This is a genomic window from Saccharothrix sabaoui (assembly GCF_051756985.1).
Lineage (GTDB): Bacteria > Actinomycetota > Actinomycetes > Mycobacteriales > Pseudonocardiaceae > Actinosynnema.
In genome coordinates, this window is sequence record NZ_JBPKJK010000123.1 from 1 (window position 1) to 17,201 (window position 17,201).

Genomic DNA, 17,201 nt, shown 5'->3' on the forward strand with positions numbered 1-17,201 from the left:
TCCGCCGGGCCGGGCGGGAACGACCTGGCTCGTCCGCCACCCCGCGGGGGGTCGCGGCAGGCACAATGGTCGAATGCGGCTCGCTTCGGCTCGGCTGGTCCTGCTGGCGACGGTCCTCGTCACGACGACCGCCTGCACGCACCTCGTGGCGGGCACCCCCTCGGCCGGTGACTCGGTCACCAGGGGCACCGTCGACCCCGCGTTCATCCAGGGCACCGACGGCGGCCCCATCGACCAGTTGGCGGCCACCGCCGTCACCGACGTCGACACGTTCTGGCGGGAGGCGTTCCCGGCGGCGTTCGGCGAGCCGTGGCAGCCCCTGGAGGGCGGCATCTACTCGGTCGACACGTCCGACCCGGCCGCGAAGCCGCCGCCGTGCACGGAGAAGGCCAGCGACGTGGAGGGCAACGCCTTCTACTGCCCGAGCGCCGACGCCATCGCCTGGGACCGGGCCGCGCTGCTGCCGGTGCTCAAGGAGCAGTTCGGCGACGCCGCCGTGGTGATCGTGCTGGCCCATGAGATGGGCCACGCCGTGCAGAACCGCATGGGCATCACGCCCGAGGCGGAGCGGCGCGACCCCGAGAAGTACCCGACGATCCTCACCGAGGCGATGGCCGACTGCTTCGCCGGCGCGTTCGTCAAGTGGGTGAACGACGGCAGGTCCGAGCACCTGGACATCGGTTCGGACACGCTCGACTCGGCGCTCGGCGCGCTCATCACGTTCCGCGACCCGGTCGGCACGTCGCCGGACGACCAGTCGGCGCACGGCAACGCGTTCGACCGGGTGTCCGCGTTCCAGGACGGCTACCAGCAGGGCACGAAGTTCTGCGCGGCGATGACCGTGCAGAACCGGCCGTTCACGCAGCAGGCGTTCACCAGCGCGGACGACCGCGACCGGGGCGGCAACCTGCCGTTCGACGAGATGCTGGAGTCGATCACCCCCGACCTCAACGCCTACTACAAGGCGCTGGTCGAGCGCGCGGGCAAGACGTGGACCGAGCCCAGGGCGACGCCCACCGAGGACGAGCCGGCCTGCTCCGGCGACCAGGGCCCGGTGGCGTTCTGCCCGGCGGAGAAGTCGGTGGAGATCGAGGTCGAGCGGGACCTGCCCGAGCTGCACGCCGAGATCGGCGACTACGCGACGGGCGTGCTGCTGGCCAGCCGCTACGGCCTGGCCGCGATGTCCCAGGTGGGCGTGGACGTCGAGGGCGAGGCGGCGGCGACCGGGGCGCTGTGCCTGGCCGGGTCGTACACGCGCGAGGTGTTCACCCGGCAGCAGGGCTTCGGCCTGTCCCCCGGCGACCTGGACGAGGCGGTGCGGGTGCTGCTGGCGTACGACTACGCGGCACGGGACGCGAGCGGCGGGACGTCCCTCGACCCGGGCTTCCGGCGCGTCGAGGTGTTCCGCGGCGGCGTGCTGGAGGGCGTGGGCTCCTGCGGGGTGGGCTGAGGGATTCGCCGGCCCCCACCCGAACGGGCGATCCGCTGGGTAGGGTTCGGGATCACACGCGAACCGCGGGACGATGGGGCTGGGCATGGGGCGACGGGCTTCTCTCTTCACGGCGCTCGTCGCCGTCGTGTCGTTGACGGGGTGCACCCAACTGGTGAGCGGCGAGGGCCGCTCCGAGCGCCCGGACGTCACCAAGGTGTCCGGGCTGGAGATCACCACCGGGGAGAGCGGGCCGAAGCCCGGTGTGCCCGACGCCGACCTCCAGGTGGAGAACGGCGACGGCGGCGAGATGGACCGGCTGGCCATCAACACCCTCGCCGACGTCGAGGAGTACTGGTCCGAGCAGCTGCCCGAGGTGTTCGGCGTCGAGTTCCAGCCGGTCAAGCGGCTCGTGTCGTACGACTCGAACGGCAAGGGCGTCGAGATCTGCCGCACCAACACGGCGGGCGTGGCCAACGCGTTCTACTGCTCCCTGGACGACTCCATCGCGTGGGACCGGGGCGAGCTGCTGCCCATGCTCGACGACGCGTTCGGCCCGGTGGCCGTGGTGACCGTGCTGGCGCACGAGATGGGCCACGCCGTGCAGTACAAGCTCGGCGACAAGGGCGGCATCAACCAGGCCACGCCGACGATCATCAAGGAGCAGCAGGCCGACTGCTACGCGGGCAACTTCTTCCGCTGGGTCGCCGAGGGCAAGTCCGAGCACTTCCGCATCTCCACCGGGCCCGGGTTGAACCAGGTCCTGGCGACGATGTTCTTCATCCGCGACGCGGCGGGCACGTCCGCCGAGAAGCAGGGCGCGCACGGCAGCGCGTTCGACCGGGTCTCGGCGTTCCAGTTCGGCTTCGCGGGCGACCCGGCGCGGTGCGCCGCCATCGACGAGGCCGAGGTCAAGGCCCGCATCACGCAGCAGAAGTTCGACGCGCAGGACGAGGACCAGGGCTTCGGCAAGGGCAACCTGAAGGTCGACGACCCCCGCTACCTGGAGCTGCTGGAGCAGTCGCTCCAGGACGCCTACAAGCAGTCCGGCGCGACGCCGCCCGCGTTCACCACGGAAGAGGACGACTGCCCGGACGCCTCCGAGACCTCGCCCGCGTCGTACTGCCCGGCGACCAACTCGGTGGCCATCGACCTGGCCGACCTGGTGAAGATCGGCACCCCGCCCAAGCGCGGGCAGAAGGGCGGGATCGGCGACTTCGCCGCGTTCGCCGAGATCGCGTCCCGCTTCGCGCTGTCCATCCAGAAGGCGACGGGCTACTCGCTGGAGGGCCCGGCGGCGGGGCTGCGGACGGCCTGCCTGACCGGCGCGTGGGCGGGGACGACGACGGGCAGCTCGGCGCGGCTGCGGCTGTCGTCGGGTGACCTGGACGAGGCCGTGGCCGAGCTGCTGGCCGACAAGAGCCTGATCGCGGCGGACGTGAACGGGACCGTGGTGCCGTCCGGCTTCGCGCGGGTGGAGGCGTTCCGGGACGGCTTCTTCGAGGGTTCCGGGCTGTGCACGCGGAAGTACTCGGGCTGAGCGGGAGCACTGGGGCTGATCCGACTCGCGGGACGAGACGCGGATCACCCGTCAGGCCCAGCGAGACGCGACGAGGGGCCCGCCCGGACCGGGCGGGCCCCTCGTCGCGCACGGGTCAGAACAGCGCGCTGGCCAGGTTGCGGCGGGCCTTGGCGACCCGCTCGTCGTCCGCCGGGAACAGCTCGAACAGCGACACGAGGTGCTCGCGCACGCGGTCGCGGTCGTCGCCGAACACCCGGCGCACGGTGTCGACCAGGCGCTTGAACGCCTGCTCGACGTCGTTCGTGGCGACCTCCAGGTCGGCGGCGGCCAACTGGGCGGCCACGTCGTCCGGGTTCGCGTCGGCCTTGGCGATCGCGTCGCCGCCGACCTCCTCGGCGCGGGCGGTGAAGCGGACCTGGGCCAGGGCGGCCTTCGCGTCGGCGTTGCCGGGTTCGGCGGCCAGGATGGCCTCGTAGGCGGCCTCGGCGGCGGCGAAGTCGCCCTGCTCGAAGGCTTCCTCGGCGGCGACGAAGCGGGGGTCCTCGGGTTCCGGTTGCGGTTCGCCGCCGACGGCGTCGGGCCGGTTGGCCTCGGCGGCCTTGATGCCGGGCAGGCGGTCGCGCAGGGCGTCGAGCAGGCGCGCGACCCACTGGCCGAACTCGGCCTCCGGCAGGGGGCCCGCGAAGGCGTCGATCGGCTGGCCGCCGGCGATGGCGACGACCGTGGGCACGGACTGGACGCCGAACACCTGGCCGATGCGCGGGCTCGCGTCCAGGTCGACGCGCGCCAGCAGCCAGGTGCCGCCGCCGGCGCGGGCGGCCCTCTCCAGGACCGGGGAGAGCTGCCCGGCCTCGGGGCTCCACGACGCGGTCAGCTCGACCACGACCGGGACGTCCAGGGAGCGCTCGACGACGGACTGGAACGTCGCCTCGGTGACGTCCAGGACCCACGGGCTCGGACCGGCGTCCGGCCCGGCGTCCTGGCCTGCTCCCGCGGGCGGGGGTGGGGTGGAGGAACGCTGCCTCGCGGCATCGGCCCGGGCCTTGAGCGCGCCGAGGTCGACGGCCCCGGACAGCGCGGCGGACAGTGCGGCGGTCTTGCGCGGGTCTGGCCTTGTCACGCCCCCATCCTGGCACGAGGGCCGCGCGGGGCCACGTCGGGTCAGCCGGTGATCTGGGCGACCGGGTCGATGCCCATCGGGTTGGTCCGCATGGCCTCGTTGAGGTGCCCCAACCGGAGGGCGACGGGGGTCATCAGCTCGGCGAACCTGGCCGCGTCCGCCCCCGCCCAGCAGTCGCGCGCGGCGTCGTCGGTGGCGCGTTCGACGTCCTCGCGCAGCGCCCGGCCGGCCGGGGTGAGGTCGTCGCCGACGAGGCCGCGTTCGCGCAGGGCGGACTCGGCGGCGGCCCACTCGTCCCCGTCCCAGCCGCGCGCCTTGCGCAGGTAGGCCGCGTCGAGGCCCTTGTCCGCGCCGAACAGCACCAGCGCCTCGCACGGGCCGAGGCCGGCCGCGACCAGGGCGGCGACGTGGGCGTCGCCCCGCGACTCGCGCAGCACGGTGCACGCCCACCACAGCGCGAGGTGCGGTTCGCCCGGCACGGGCAGCGCCCGGTTCGCGGCGGCCAGCACCCGGCCGGCCAAAGGGGTCGCGCCGGCCGCGCGGCAGGCCAGGTCGGCGGCCTCGGCGAGGTCGAGCGACTCCAGCATCCGCCGCAGCGCCCGGTCGACGCCCTCCAGCCGCGCCTCCAGGTAGCGGGCGGGCGTGGCCACGTCCCACGCGTCGGGCACGGCGCGGGCGACCATCCGCGGGTGGAAGCTGAAGAACGCGGCGGTCACCACCTCCGGCGGCACGGCGCCCAGCGGCGCGGCGCGCATCCCGAAGTAGCCCATCCAGCCGCCCTTGCACCCGAGCGCGTCGGTGGCGGCCCGGGACTCCGGGGAGAAGTAGGTGACGTCGTGGTAGGTCTCGAACCGGACCCAGAGGTCGCGGGGCGTCGTACCGCTCATCCCGCCAACTTAGTAGGACGTCCTACTTCTCCGCCGGCCCCGAAGACGCGGCCGGTCAGTCGGCCAGGTGGGCTTCCAGGCGCTCCACCTTGGCCGTCAGCTGGCCGGTGTGGCCCGGCCGGATGTCGGCCTTCAGGACCAGGCCGACCCGCGGCGCGGTGGCCTGCACGGCCTCGGTCGCCTTCTTCACCACGGCCATCACCTCGTCCCACTCGCCCTCGACCAGGGTGAACATGGCGTTGGTCTCGTTCGGCAGGCCCGACTCGCGCACCACCCGCACGGCCTCGGCGACGGCCGCCGCCACGCCCTCGGACTCCCCGCCGAGCGGGCTGACACTGAACGCGACGAGCACTGCTGCCTCCTGGTGGCCGGGTACTGACTGGTAGCTTCGGCGGCATGACGTCCCAGCCGCTGCCGTTCGACCCCATCGCGCGTGCCGCCGAGCTGTGGGAGAAGCGGATCGGACCGTCGACGGCGATGGCGGCCGTCACGAGCGTCATGCGAGTACAGCAGATCATCCAGTCCGCCGTGGACGCCGCCCTCAAGCCGCACGGCCTGACGTTCGCGCGGTTCGAGGCGCTGGTGCTGCTGACGTTCTCCCGGGCGGGCAGCCTGCCGATGCGGGTCATGGGCGAGCGCCTCCAGCTGCACCCGACCAGCGTCACCAACATCGTGGACCGGCTGGAGGCCGACGGGCTGGTGCGCCGCACCCCGCACCCGACGGACCGCCGCACGACGCTGGTGGAGATCACCGAGGCGGGCCACACCCGCCGCGAGTCCGCGACCGAGGCCGTGACGGCCGTCGGGTTCGGCCTGCGCGGGCTCACCGACCGGCAGACCGAGCAGCTGACCGACCTGCTGGCCAAGGTCCGCCGCGCGGTCGGCGACTTCGAGGACTGAGGTCCGGTCGACCGGATGGGGACGCGCCCCGGGGGACGCGCTCAGGGGACGCGCCCGGGGGACGCGCTCAGTCGTTCGCGGTCCGGGTCCCGGTCAGGCGGCCGGTCCTCGCGGCCCAGCGCTCGAACACGACCGTGCCGAACGGCGGGATGCTCGCGAACAGCGCCCAGAACAGGGTCTTGCGGTCCCACTGCCCGGCCATCATCAGCGTCACGAGCACGTAGCCGACGAACACGACGCCGTGGACCGGCCCGAAGACCTTCACGCCGATCTCGTTCTGGACCACCACGTACTTGAAGAACATGCCGAGCAGCAGCCCGGCCCAGGACACCGCCTCGGCCAGGGCGAGGAGGCGGAAACGGCCGACGGGGCTGGAGAGCATGCCCCCATTGTGGTGGGTGACGGCGCTCACCGGCCCCGCGGGGTGTCCGGTTCGCCGGGTTCAGTCCTCCCAGCGGAAGACGCGGGAGGCAACGAACCCGACCACGAGCGTGAAGCCGACCAGCACGGCGGACGGCACCAGCAGCGCCTCCACGCCCTTGCCGCGCACCAGCACGTCGAGCATCCCGTCGTTCATGTGCCGCAGCGGGAACGCGTACGACACCGCCTGGAGCCAGCCCGGGGCGTTCTCCACCGGGAAGAACGTGCCGGACAGGAACGCCATCGGCATGATGATCAGGTTCGCCGCGCCGGACGCGGATTCCTCGGTCTTGCAGAACGCGCCGACCAGCATCCCGATCGCGAAGAACGCCGTCGTGCCGAGGACCAGCAGCGGCAGCGCGAGGTACCAGTGGCCGGTGAGCCTGAGGCCGAACAGGGGCAGCAGCGCGACCGCCACGAACACGACGCCCTGGGCGAGCGCCGTGCCGATCGAGACCAGGATGCGCGAGGTGAGCACGGTGGTCGTGCTGACCGGGGCGAGCCGGATGCGCCGCAGCACCTGCTTCTTGCGCCACGACACGAGGGTGAGCGCCGCGCCGAACACGCCGGAGAAGGAGACCGCCCACGACAGGATGCCGGGCGTCAGGTACTGGATGGGCTTGAGCGAGGCGTCCTCGACCGGCTCGGCGGCCAGGGTGAACGTCGGCGCCACGTTGGCCGCGCCGATGTTGAGCTTGTCCACCACGCCGGACACGATGCCGACGACGGTGCCCGCGGCCACCTGGTCGCTCGCCGCGAACGCCAGGTCGACCCGGTTGCCGTCCGCCACCACTGCGGCGGGCAGGTCGCCGTCGTCGACCTTCCGCCGGGCCTCCTCGGCGGTGCCGTAGCGCTCCAGCTCCAGCGCGCCGGTCTGCTCCAGGGCGGCGAACACCGGGCTGTCGCCGACCGCGCCGATCCTGGTCCGGTCGTTGCCCGAGTCGCCGAGCAGCAGGCCGAACACGACCAGGAACAGCAGCGGGAACAGGAACACGAAGAACAGCGACATGCGGTCCCGCAGGAAGCCCTTGGCCATGGCCGCCGCGAGGCTCTTGAACGCGGTCACGCGCGGTACTCCCGTCCGGTCAGGTCGAGGAACACGTCCTCCAACGTGGCCGTCCGCACCTGGAGCCCGTCCAGGGTGCCGCGCTCGGCCAGCGCCGACAGCACGGGCGCGGGCCTGCGGGTGGAGATGGTGAGCGAGACCTCGTCCTCGTGCGCCTCCTCGACCCCGGTGATGGCGCGGGCCGCCTCCGTGGTGAGCGCGCCCTTCTGGAGCACGACGTGGGTGGGCGCGTCGAGGCCGCGCACCAGCGTGGCGGGCGCGTCCATGGCGAGGACCCGGCCGCGGTCCATGATCGCGACGCGGTCGCAGAGGATCTCGGCCTCGTCGAGGTAGTGCGTGGTGTAGACGATGGTCTTGCCGCGGGCCTGGATCGCGCGCAGCACGTCCCACAGGTTGCGGCGGGCCTGCGGGTCGAGCGCGGCGGTCGGCTCGTCCAGGAACACCACGTCGGGGTCGTGCACCAGGGCGCAGGCGATGGACAGCCGCTGCCGCTGGCCGCCGGAGAGCTTGTTCTCCTGCACGTCCGCCTTGTCGGTCAGGCCGACCAGCTCCAGCATCTCGTCGGCGCGGCGCGCGGTGACGCCGTACAGCGAGCCGAACGTCTGGAGCTGCTCGCGCGCGGTCAGCTTCTCGAAGAAGCTCGACGCCTGGAGCTGCACGCCGATGCGGGGCAGCAGCTCGGGGTTGCGCGGCCACGGTTCGACGCCCAGCAGCGTCACCCGGCCCGCGTCGGGCTTGCGCAGGCCCTCCACGATCTCCAGCGTCGTGGTCTTGCCCGCGCCGTTCGGCCCGAGGATGCCGAAGAACTCCCCCTCCGCCACGGTGAACGAGACGCCGTCCACCGCCTTCAGCCCGCCGTAGCTCTTGCGGATGTCCGCAACCACGACCGCCGGTATGCGTGCCCCAGTCATGGCTGGAACGTAGTCCCCGGACACCCGCCCGCGGCGCGGATCGGGGCGGTCACGACCGAAGTGGACGGTGATCGATACCTTCGTAGGGCCGCGCGGTCGCACTGCGCGCGCCCCCGACTACGAGCAGTGCTCACGTGCCCCAGGTCGCCTCGGCCGGGTCGTCGGTCAGCTCGTGCGCGACGGTCGTGCCGGAGGTCAACCGCTCCCACGGGAGCCGCACGTCGTGCCACGGCTCGTCGCCCACGCGCAGCGCCCGCGTGTACTGGAGCCGGGACGGGTCGGCGCCGGGCGCGGTGATCGTCAGGTCGCGGCCGTCCTCCAGGCGCACGACGGCGCGGGCGAACCTCGGCGCGTTGAGCACGAACTCCCCCGTGCCCGGCGTCACCGGGTAGAGCCCGAGGGCGCCGAGGACGTACCAGGCGGACATCGTGCCGAGGTCGTCGTTGCCGGTGACCCCGTTCGGCGCGTCCACGAACAGGGTCTGCGCCGCCCGCACCACCGCCGAGGTCCGCCACGGCGCGCCGAGGAGCGCGTACACCCACGGCGCGTGCAGGTCCGGCTCGTTGTTCGGGTTGTAGCGGAACTGGTTGTAGTACTCGTACGGCCCCACGACCCACTTGTCGCGCACGGTCCCCGCCGGGTCGGCGAGCAGGTCGGGCAGGGCGAAGAAGTCGTCCAGCCGGGCCAGCGCGGCCTCCCGCCCGCCCAGCAGCCCCACCAGCCCCTCGACGTCGTGCTGCGCCAGCCACTGGTACTGCCACGCGGTGCCCTCGTGGAAGCCGTCCGGCCCCTGCGGGCTGAACGGGGTCAGCCACGCGCCGCCCGCCACCCTCGGCCGCGGGAACCCGCGGAAGCCGCGGTCGGTGACCGAGTCGTCCCACAGCGCGCGGTGGTTCAGGCCCCTGGCGCGCAGCGCCGCCGCGTCCTCGTGGTGGCCCAGCGCCTCGGCCATGATCGACAGCGCGTGGTCGGCCAGCGCGTACTCCAGGGTCGCGGACGCGCCGTGGTGCGGGTCAACGTCCTGCCCCTTCTTCGGGAAACCCGGGTCGTGCGGCACGAACCCGTCCGCGAGGTAGGTCGGGTTGCCCGCCCGGCCCTCGAACGGCGAGGACGCGGGCGGCACGGACGTCGCGTTGCGCCGCAGCGCCGCGTAGGCCCGCTCCTCCAGGCCCTCCAGCGCGCCGAACCGCCACAGGTCGACCAGGAACGGGGTCACCGGGTCGCCCGTCATGGTGTTGGTCTCCTGGTCGGCGTACGCCCAGCGGGGCAGCCACCCGCCCTGCTCGTGCACCGCCAGCACGGACCGGGCGACGTCCCGCGCGCGGCCCGGCCGCAGCAGCGCGAGCAGCTGGTTGTGCGCGCGGTAGGTGTCCCACAGGGAGAAGTACTCGTGGTAGGTCCAGCCGTCGGCGCGGTGCACCCGGCCGTCGAACCCGCGGTAGCGGCCGTCCACGTCGTTGCCGGTCAGCGGTTGGAGCAGCACGTGGTACAGCGCGGTGAAGAACACCACCGGGTCGTCGGTGTCGACCTCGACGCACCCCAGCTCGCGCCGCCACTCGTCCTGAACGGCGGCGCGCAGCTCGTCGAACGACCTGCCGCGCGCCTCGACCAGGTTCCCGGTCGCGCCCTCGGCGTCCACGTGCGAGAGGGCGGTCGCCACCGTCACCGGGCCGTCGCCGTCGAACGACACCCACCGGCCGCGCAGCCCCTCGCCGCCCGACTCGCCGCCCCAGCCCCCGGTGTCCCGGAACGGCCGGTCGAACGTCGTGGTGAACCACGTGGTGTACGGCTTCCCGCCGCAGAACGCCTGCGCGGTCACGGTGCCCGCGAGCGTCCGGTCGTCCACGACCCGCACGGAGCTGCCGGACACGGGTTCCCGGTCGTTGGCCTGGCCGACGTTCACCAGCACGTGCGGCGTCGACCCGGCGGGGAAGGTGAACCGCTCGACGCCGGCGCGGGTGGTCGCCGTGCACTCGGCGGTGATGCCGGACGCCAACCGCACCCGGTAGTAGCCGGCCTCGCCGACCTCGCCGTCGTGGGTGTACGCCGAGCCGTACCGGCGGTGGTCGAACGACCGCGGCGGCCCGAGCGCCGGCAGCACCGGCACCAGCCCGCCCTGCTCCCAGCAGCCCGCGCCGGACAGGAAGAAGTGCCCGAAACCGCGGATGACCGGGTCGTCGTAGCGGTAGCCCGCGTAGTGCGACCCGACCGGGCTGGAGTGGGCCATGCCGAACGGGGCCGACGCGCCGGGGAACGTGTTCCCGTCGTCGCGGGTGCCGATGAACGTGTTGACCCACCCGACCGGGTCGAGGTCTGCCGCCACACCCCCACCCTAGCCACCACCAGCGGGTCCTGTCCGGTTCAGGACAACGCGGGCGTTGACATCCCCCGTGCCCGGGGTGTGTGATCCGACCACTATGACAACGTTGTCCCCGAACGGCGCGGCGGGCGCCCGCAAGGTGCGGCGCGCCACGATGAACGACGTGGCGCGGCTGGCGGGCGTCAGCATCAAGACCGTCTCGCGCGTGGTGAACGACGAGGCGGGCGTGCACCCCGCGACGGCCGAGCGGGTGCTCGCGGCGATCGACCAGCTGGGCTTCCGGCGCAACCTCAGCGCGCGCAACCTCCGCCGCGGTTCGTCGACGGGCACCATCGGCCTGGTGCTGGAGGACGTGGGCAACCCGTTCTACTCCGGCGTGACGCGCGCGGTCGAGGAGATCTCCCGGCTGCGCGGCCGGCAGGTGATCACCGGCTCGTCGGACGAGGACCCGTCGCGGGAGCGCGAGCTGGCGCTGGAGTTCTGCTCGCGCCGCGTCGACGGGCTGCTCATCGTGCCCGCCGGGTTGCAGCACGGGTACCTGGTGCCGGAGATGCGCGCCGGCACGCCGGTGGTGTTCCTGGACCGCCCGGCGGGCGACGTCGTGGCGGACACCGTGCTGGTGGACAACATCGGCGGCACCGCGGAGGCCGTCGCGCACCTGGCGTCGTTCGGGCACCGCAGGATCGCGTTCCTCGGCGACGCGCCGGACATCTTCACCGCCAACGAGCGCCTGCGCGGCTACCGCGAGGGCTGCGCGCGCACGGGCATCGGCTACCACGAGTCGATGGTGGTGATGGGGCCGCACGACGAGCGGTCCGTGCGCGCGGCGCTCAAGGGCCTGCGCGAGCTGGCCGACCCGGCCACCGCCGTGGTGACCGGCAACAACCGGATCACCGTGCACGCGCTGCGCGCCCTCGCGGGCTGCGACTCGCGCCCGGCCCTCGTGGGCTTCGACGACTTCGAGCTGGCCGACCTGCTGTCGCCGCCGGTGACCGTGATCGCGCACGACGCGAGCGCGCTCGGCAAGGCGGCGGCCGACCTGCTCTACGCCCGGCTCGACGGCGACGGCACCCCACCGCGCCGCGTCGTCCTGCCGGTGCGCTTGGTGGCCCGTGGATCAGGAGAGGTACCCGTATGAGCTCCGACACCCAGCCCGTCTCGCTGCCGGCGAACCAGCCGCGCCAGTTCTACCGGGGCGGGGCGGCCATCGCGGCGCTGCGGAACGAGGCCGTCGCCGACCACGGCCCCGAGGACTGGGTCGCCTCGACGACCACGCAGTTCGGCAAGGACGAGGCCGGCCTGTCCCGGCTGCCCGACGGGCGGTGGCTGCGCGACGCCGTGGCCGCGGACCCGGTGACGTGGCTCGGCGAGGAGCACGCGGCCGAGTTCGGCGGGGACACCGCGCTGCTGGTGAAGCTGCTCGACGCCGGGCAGCGGCTGCCCGTGCACTGCCACCCGTCGAACTCCTTCGCCGAGCGGCACCTCGCCTGCCGGCACGGCAAGACCGAGGCGTGGATCGTGGTCGGCACCACCGGCCCCGACCCGACGGTCCACATCGGGTTCCGCGAGGACGTGCCCGCCGACGTGGTCGCGCGGTGGGTGTCGGCGCAGGACTCGGCGGCGATGCTCGGCGCGCTCAACGCGGTCCGGGTCTCCCCCGGCGACACGGTGTTCGTGCCCGCGGGCGTGCCGCACGCCATCGGCGAGGGCGTGTTCATCGTGGAGCTCCAGCAGCCCACGGACTTCTCCGTGACGCTGGAGTGGGAGGGCTTCCTCGCCGACGCCGAGGCGGGGCACCTGGGCCTGGGCTACGACAAGGCGCTGGACTGCGTGGAGCGCCGCGCCCAGTCGCCCGACGACCTGGTGCTGCGCACCCGCGCGCGGACCGGCGCGTCGGTGCCGCTGCTGGGCGCGCAGGCCGACCCGTTCTTCCGCGCCGACCGGCTGCACGTGTCGGGCACGGCGGCGCTGGAGCCCTCGTTCGGCGTGCTGGTGGTGCTGGAGGGCGCCGGCACGGTGGGTCCCGTCGCGGTGCACCGGGGCAGCACGCTCGTCGTGCCGCACGCGGCGGGCGAGGTCGAGGTGACCGGCGACGTCGTCGCCGTCCGGTGCAGGCCGCCACTGGTGTCGAGCCTCGGGAGCTGACCGCATGGCCTTACCCCTGTTGGACGCACGGGAGTTGGTGAAGCACTACGGGAGCGTGGAGGCGTTGCGCGGCGCCTCGTTCACCGCGCACGCGGGCGAGGTCGTCGCGCTCGTCGGCGACAACGGAGCGGGCAAGTCGACGCTGGTGAAGTGCCTGTCCGGGGTCGAGCGGCCGGACTCGGGCACGGTCCTGCTCGACGGCGAGCCGGTCGTGCTCGACTCGCCGGTGGCGGCGCGGGCGCTGGGCGTCGAGACCGTCTACCAGGACCTGGCCGTGGCGCCGGACCTGGACCCGGCGGCGAACCTGTTCCTCGGGCGCGAGCTGCGCCGGGCCGGGCTGCTCGGGAAGCTCGGCGTGCTGGACGAGAAGGAGATGCGGCGCCGCGCCGCGCGGTCGTTCGAGGACCTCGGGGTGTCGCTCCCGGACGCGGGCGTGCCGATCGGCTCGCTGTCGGGCGGGCAGCGGCAGGGCGTGGCGGTGGCGCGGTCGGTGGTGTGGGCGAGCCGGCTGGTGTTCATGGACGAGCCGACCGCCGCCCTGGGCGTGGTGCAGCGCGGACGGGTGCTCGACGTCGTGCGGCGGGTCCGCGACCGGGGCCTGGCGGTGGTGCTGATCAGCCACAACATGCCCGAGGTGCTGGCCGTCGCGGACCGCGTCGAGGTGCTGCGGCTGGGCCGGCGGGTGGCCCGGTTCGAGGCGGCCTCCACCACCGTGGAGGAGCTGGTCGGCGCGATGACCGGCGCGCTGTCCCAGGAGGGGGCGTGACCGGCCCCGGCTCGCTGGCGCGGCGGCTCCTGGGCGCGAACACGCTGTGGATCGGCGTGGTGCTGCTGGTGCTGGTGGCGGTGTTCGGCGCGCTGCGGCCGGACGCCGTGCTGACCGCGTTCACGCTCCAGACCACGCTGGTCGAGACGTCGGTGCTGCTGGTGCTGTCGGTCGGCATGACCTTCGTGGTCGTCACGGCCGGGATCGACCTGTCGGTGGGGTCGGTGCTGGTGTTCTCCGGCGTCACGTCCGCCACGGTGATGAACGCCCTCCACGGCGGCGACGCCACCGGCGCGGGGTGGGGCACGGTCGCGGTCGGCCTCGCCGTGGCCCTGCTGTCCGGCGCGGCGTGGGGGCTGCTCAACGGCGTGCTGGTCGCCCGCGCGGGCATCCCGCCGCTGATCGTGACGCTCGGGTCGTTCGGGGCGGCGCTCGGCGCGGGGCAGCTGCTGTCCGGCGGGTCGAACGTCAGCGGCGTGCCGGACGCGCTGGGCGACGGCCTGGGCACCGGGACCTGGTTCGGCGTGCCCGCCCTCGTGCTGCTCGCGGCGGCGGTCACCGCGCTCGGGGCGCTCGTGCTGGGCACGACCGCGTTCGGCAGGCACACCCGCGCCATCGGCTCCAACGAGGAGGCCGCCCGCCGGGCCGGCATCCCGGTGCGCGGGCACCTCGTGCGGGTGTACCTGCTGGCGGGCGTGCTGGCCGGGCTGGCCGGGTTCATGGCGCTGGCCTACTTCCGGGTCGCGTCGATCACCGGGCACGACACCGACAACCTCAACGCGATCGCCGCCGTCGTGCTCGGCGGCACCAGCCTGTTCGGCGGGGTGGGCTCGGTGGTGGGCACGGTGCTCGGCGTCTTCATCCCCGCCGTGCTGCGCAAGGGGTTCGTGATCGTCGGCGTGGACGTGTACTGGCAGCCGGTCGCGGTGGCGGTGGTCCTGGTCGCCGCCGTGTGGTTCGACCAGTCGCGGCGAAGGGCGCGTGATCAACACTAGGTGAGAGGGAGAACATGTCATCGAGGACGGTTGCCCTTGTCCCGCTCTTGTCAGTGGCCTTGCTGACCGCGTGCGGCGGCGGGCAGATCGGCGACACCGGGGGCTCCGGTGACGCGAAGAAAATGGTGCTCATCCCGGGGGTGGCGGCGGAGCCGTTCTACACCTCCCTGGAGTGCGGGTTCCGCGAGGCCGCCGGCGCGGCCGGGTACTCGGTCGACGTGCAGGCGCCGGCGAAGTTCGACCCGGTGCTCCAGGCGCCCATCGTGACGGGCGTGCTGGCGAACCGGCCGGGCGCGGTGCTCATCGCCCCCACGGACGACAAGGCGATGGCCGGCCCGGTCAGGCAGCTGGTGGACGCCGGGATCGAGGTCGTCGAGGTCGACACCAGGCTGGAGGACAGGTCGATCGCCGCGTCGACGGTCTCCTCGGACAACGAGCAGGGCGGGCGGCTGGCCGCGCGGACCCTCGCCGACCTGGTGGGCGGCGGTTCCGGCTCGGTGCTCGTGCTCGACACGAAGGCCGGTACGTCCACCACCGACGCCCGCGCGAAGGGCTTCGAGGAGGAGGTCGCGAAGCACCCGAACCTGCGGTACGTCGGCCGGCAGTACACCGACAACGAACCGGACCAGGCGGCGTCCAAGGTGACCGCCACGCTCGCCGCCAACCAGGACCTCGTGGGCGTGTTCGCGACGAACCTGAACACCGGCGAGGGCGCGGCCACCGGGCTGCGCAACGCGGGCCGGACGGGCTCGGTCAACCTGGTGGGCTTCGACGCCTCCCCCAAGCAGGTGGAGGACCTGCGGTCGGGCGTCGTGCAGGCCCTGATCGCCCAGGACCCGGCCACGATCGGCCGCACGGGGGTCGAGCAGGCCGTCGCGGCGCTGGAGGGCAGGCCGGTCGAGCGCGAGGTCGAGACCGACCTGGTGGCGCTGACCAAGGCCGACATGGAGGCGAACTCGGAGTACTTCTACAAGCAGAAGTGCTGAGCCCCCGGACCGCGGCCCGGTGGCCGGCCGCGTGCCGGTCACCGGGCCCCGGTCACCGGGCCCCGGTCACCCCGCGCGCGCCAGCAGGCGCCCCTGGGGGAACCGCTCCCCGTCCACCGGCTCGCGCAGCACCCGGCCGACCTCGGTGAACCCGGCGTCGCGGGCGAGCGCGGCGAGGTCGTCGACCGGCCAGCGGTAGGCCGTCACCACCCGGTGGTCGAACGTCGCCACCGGTCCCCCGCCGGCCTCGAAGAAACCGAGCAGCAGGGGCGCGCCCGGGACGAGCACCCGGCGGAACTCGGCGAGGTACGCGGGCAGGTCGGCCGGCGGGACGTGGATGACCGAGTACCAGCACAGGACGCCGTGCAGCGACCCGTCGGGCAGGTCCAGGGCGTCCATCGAGCCGACCTCGAACCGCAGGTCCGGGTGCGCCGCGCGGGCGAGGTCGACCATCACCGGCGACAGGTCGACGCCGAACGCGTCCAGCCCGAGGTCGCGCAGGCGCGCGGTCACCCGCCCGGGACCGCAGCCCAGCTCGGCGACGGGCCCGGGGCCGGCGGCCCGCACGTGCTCGGCGAACGCGGCGAGCACCGCGCGGTCCAGCGGGACGCCGTCGAGGTCGTGGCGGGGAAGTTCGGCGTAGCGGACGGCGACGGAGTCGTAGGCGTCGGCCGTCGCGCGCAGGTGCGTGGGGAGTCCGGTCACGGACCGGGGAGCCTAGAGGTACTTGTTGGCCAGCTCCGAGTACTCCTTCTCCAGGTCGTCGGCCAAGTACGCGACGTACGCCCACGGCACGTCGTGCACGTGGTCGCGCATGCCGATCAGGTGGCGCTTCGCGCGCGGCGCGTCGTCGGCCAGGGCGAAGGCCGCCGCGAACAGGTTGTGGGCCTGGAGGGCGCGCGGGTGGGGCTTGGTCGCGGTCGACTCCCACCGGTCCGCGGCGGTGGCGATCTCGTCGCGGTGGCGGCTGAAGTAGCGCATCTTCAGGGTGGCGATCCTGAGCGCCGACCGGGACTGCACGGCGTCCTCGAACTGCTCCAGGAAGATCTCGAAGTGGGCCAGCGGCAGCATGGCCACGACCGGGTCGCCGGGCGGCGCGGCGTCCACGCTGCCCTGGGCGAACGCCATCATCTCCTCGGCCGAGCCGCCCCACTTGGCGGCCAGGATCTGCAACCGCGTCCAGTGCGCCGGGTACAGGGTGGGGCAGCGCGCGGCGATCTCGCGCCACACCTCGTCCTTCTGGTCGCGGTCCACCTGGAGGCCGAGGCCCGCGGTCTGGAGCTGCGCCCACGGCACCGCGTCCCGCGGCAGGAGCTTCGCGGCCTCGTGCAGCGGGCCGACGGCCTTGCGCAGGGTGCCGAAGAAGACCTTGAACCGGTCCTTGCCGACGCTGTCCGCGCGGCCCGAGCCCCGGATCGCCCACGCCTCCCGGATGAACGCGGTGCCCGCCAGCAGCCACAGGTCGGGGTCGGTGTTGCCCTTGGCCAGCTCCAGCAGCTCGTCGGCGTGCCCGATGGCGTGCTCGCCGAGCACCTCGGCCCGCAGCGCCCGCACCTCCGGGTCGTCCCGGCACTCCGCGAGAACCGTGGTGGCCGCGCGCAGGTGGCCCGCGTCCATCTCCTCCGCCGCGATGTCCAGGATCGCGTCGTCGTACGTGTGGTCCCGCACCACCTCACGAGCGACCGCGGCAGGCCGCTTCCTCCGGAAAATCCCCACTCCAGCGACCTTACTTTC

General features: G+C 73.7%; 17 protein-coding genes. 8 read left to right on the forward strand and 9 right to left on the reverse strand.

Translation table 11 applies throughout. The features are described 5' to 3' along the window. Positions 1-73 precede the first annotated feature (73 nt). Together ACR807_RS29985 and ACR807_RS29990 are read left to right on the forward strand one after the other, a co-directional pair. Positions 74-1,450, forward strand: a complete 1,377-nt coding sequence (locus tag ACR807_RS29985; protein ID WP_438924808.1) for a neutral zinc metallopeptidase — start codon at positions 74-76, stop codon at positions 1,448-1,450. An 85-nt stretch (positions 1,451-1,535) separates the two neighbouring features. Continuing rightward, positions 1,536-2,969: a neutral zinc metallopeptidase gene (locus ACR807_RS29990; protein ID WP_438924809.1), complete on the forward strand. Its 1,434-nt coding sequence runs from the start codon at positions 1,536-1,538 to the stop codon at positions 2,967-2,969. Between the two features lie 115 nt (positions 2,970-3,084). Here ACR807_RS29990 and ACR807_RS29995 read toward each other — a convergent pair whose 3' ends face one another. Genes ACR807_RS29995 through ACR807_RS30005 form a run of 3 tightly spaced genes read right to left on the reverse strand, consistent with a single transcriptional unit; the run spans position 3,085 to position 5,310 of the window. Continuing rightward, the gene (locus ACR807_RS29995; protein WP_438924810.1) at positions 3,085-4,071 is read right to left on the reverse strand and encodes a tetratricopeptide repeat protein; all 987 of its coding nucleotides are present in this window, start codon (positions 4,069-4,071) and stop codon (positions 3,085-3,087) included. Between the two features lie 41 nt (positions 4,072-4,112). After that, the gene (locus ACR807_RS30000) at positions 4,113-4,958 is read right to left on the reverse strand and encodes an SCO6745 family protein (RefSeq protein ID WP_438924811.1); all 846 of its coding nucleotides are present in this window, start codon (positions 4,956-4,958) and stop codon (positions 4,113-4,115) included. 55 nt (positions 4,959-5,013) lie between these two features. Next, positions 5,014-5,310, reverse strand: coding sequence for an MTH1187 family thiamine-binding protein (locus tag ACR807_RS30005; RefSeq protein ID WP_438924812.1), 297 nt, complete (start codon positions 5,308-5,310; stop codon positions 5,014-5,016). Between the two features lie 44 nt (positions 5,311-5,354). Here ACR807_RS30005 and ACR807_RS30010 point away from each other — a divergent pair, with 44 nt between their 5' ends. Beyond that, positions 5,355-5,858 (forward strand): MarR family winged helix-turn-helix transcriptional regulator, encoded by a 504-nt coding sequence (locus ACR807_RS30010; protein ID WP_438924813.1) that lies wholly within the window; start codon positions 5,355-5,357, stop codon positions 5,856-5,858. A gap of 67 nt (positions 5,859-5,925) precedes the next feature. Here the strand turns inward: ACR807_RS30010 and ACR807_RS30015 are convergent, their stop codons facing one another. The 4 genes from ACR807_RS30015 to ACR807_RS30030 form a co-directional block, all read right to left on the reverse strand. Beyond that, positions 5,926-6,240 carry a DUF3817 domain-containing protein gene (locus ACR807_RS30015; protein WP_438924814.1) on the reverse strand — a complete coding sequence of 105 codons (315 nt, stop codon included), beginning with the start codon at positions 6,238-6,240 and terminating at the stop codon, positions 5,926-5,928. 60 nt (positions 6,241-6,300) lie between these two features. After that, positions 6,301-7,344 carry an ABC transporter permease gene (locus ACR807_RS30020; RefSeq protein ID WP_438924815.1) on the reverse strand — a complete coding sequence of 348 codons (1,044 nt, stop codon included), beginning with the start codon at positions 7,342-7,344 and terminating at the stop codon, positions 6,301-6,303. After that, positions 7,341-8,255, reverse strand: a complete 915-nt coding sequence (locus ACR807_RS30025; RefSeq protein ID WP_438924816.1) for an ABC transporter ATP-binding protein — start codon at positions 8,253-8,255, stop codon at positions 7,341-7,343. Before ACR807_RS30025 ends, ACR807_RS30020 begins: the two co-directional genes overlap by 4 nt. Before the next feature lie 130 nt (positions 8,256-8,385). Continuing rightward, positions 8,386-10,578 carry a GH92 family glycosyl hydrolase gene (locus tag ACR807_RS30030; RefSeq protein WP_438924817.1) on the reverse strand — a complete coding sequence of 731 codons (2,193 nt, stop codon included), beginning with the start codon at positions 10,576-10,578 and terminating at the stop codon, positions 8,386-8,388. Between the two features lie 151 nt (positions 10,579-10,729). Here ACR807_RS30030 and ACR807_RS30035 point away from each other — a divergent pair, with 151 nt between their 5' ends. The 5 genes from ACR807_RS30035 to ACR807_RS30055 are packed head-to-tail and all read left to right on the forward strand — an operon-like array spanning position 10,730 to position 15,467. Then, positions 10,730-11,713 carry a LacI family DNA-binding transcriptional regulator gene (locus ACR807_RS30035; protein ID WP_438924832.1) on the forward strand — a complete coding sequence of 328 codons (984 nt, stop codon included), beginning with the start codon at positions 10,730-10,732 and terminating at the stop codon, positions 11,711-11,713. After that, positions 11,710-12,720, forward strand: a complete 1,011-nt coding sequence (locus ACR807_RS30040) for a class I mannose-6-phosphate isomerase (RefSeq protein WP_438924818.1) — start codon at positions 11,710-11,712, stop codon at positions 12,718-12,720. Before ACR807_RS30035 ends, ACR807_RS30040 begins: the two co-directional genes overlap by 4 nt. 4 nt (positions 12,721-12,724) lie before the next feature. After that, positions 12,725-13,486, forward strand: a complete 762-nt coding sequence (locus tag ACR807_RS30045) for an ATP-binding cassette domain-containing protein (protein ID WP_438924819.1) — start codon at positions 12,725-12,727, stop codon at positions 13,484-13,486. After that, positions 13,483-14,481 carry an ABC transporter permease gene (locus ACR807_RS30050; RefSeq protein WP_438924820.1) on the forward strand — a complete coding sequence of 333 codons (999 nt, stop codon included), beginning with the start codon at positions 13,483-13,485 and terminating at the stop codon, positions 14,479-14,481. Before ACR807_RS30045 ends, ACR807_RS30050 begins: the two co-directional genes overlap by 4 nt. Before the next feature lie 14 nt (positions 14,482-14,495). After that, positions 14,496-15,467 (forward strand): ABC transporter substrate-binding protein, encoded by a 972-nt coding sequence (locus tag ACR807_RS30055; protein WP_438924821.1) that lies wholly within the window; start codon positions 14,496-14,498, stop codon positions 15,465-15,467. Between the two features lie 66 nt (positions 15,468-15,533). Here the strand turns inward: ACR807_RS30055 and ACR807_RS30060 are convergent, their stop codons facing one another. Further along, a complete protein-coding gene (locus ACR807_RS30060) occupies positions 15,534-16,172 on the reverse strand; it encodes a class I SAM-dependent methyltransferase (protein WP_438924822.1) in 639 nt (212 codons plus the stop codon). A gap of 12 nt (positions 16,173-16,184) precedes the next feature. Continuing rightward, positions 16,185-17,135: a hypothetical protein gene (locus ACR807_RS30065; protein WP_438924823.1), complete on the reverse strand. Its 951-nt coding sequence runs from the start codon at positions 17,133-17,135 to the stop codon at positions 16,185-16,187. Positions 17,136-17,201: the final 66 nt, after the last annotated feature.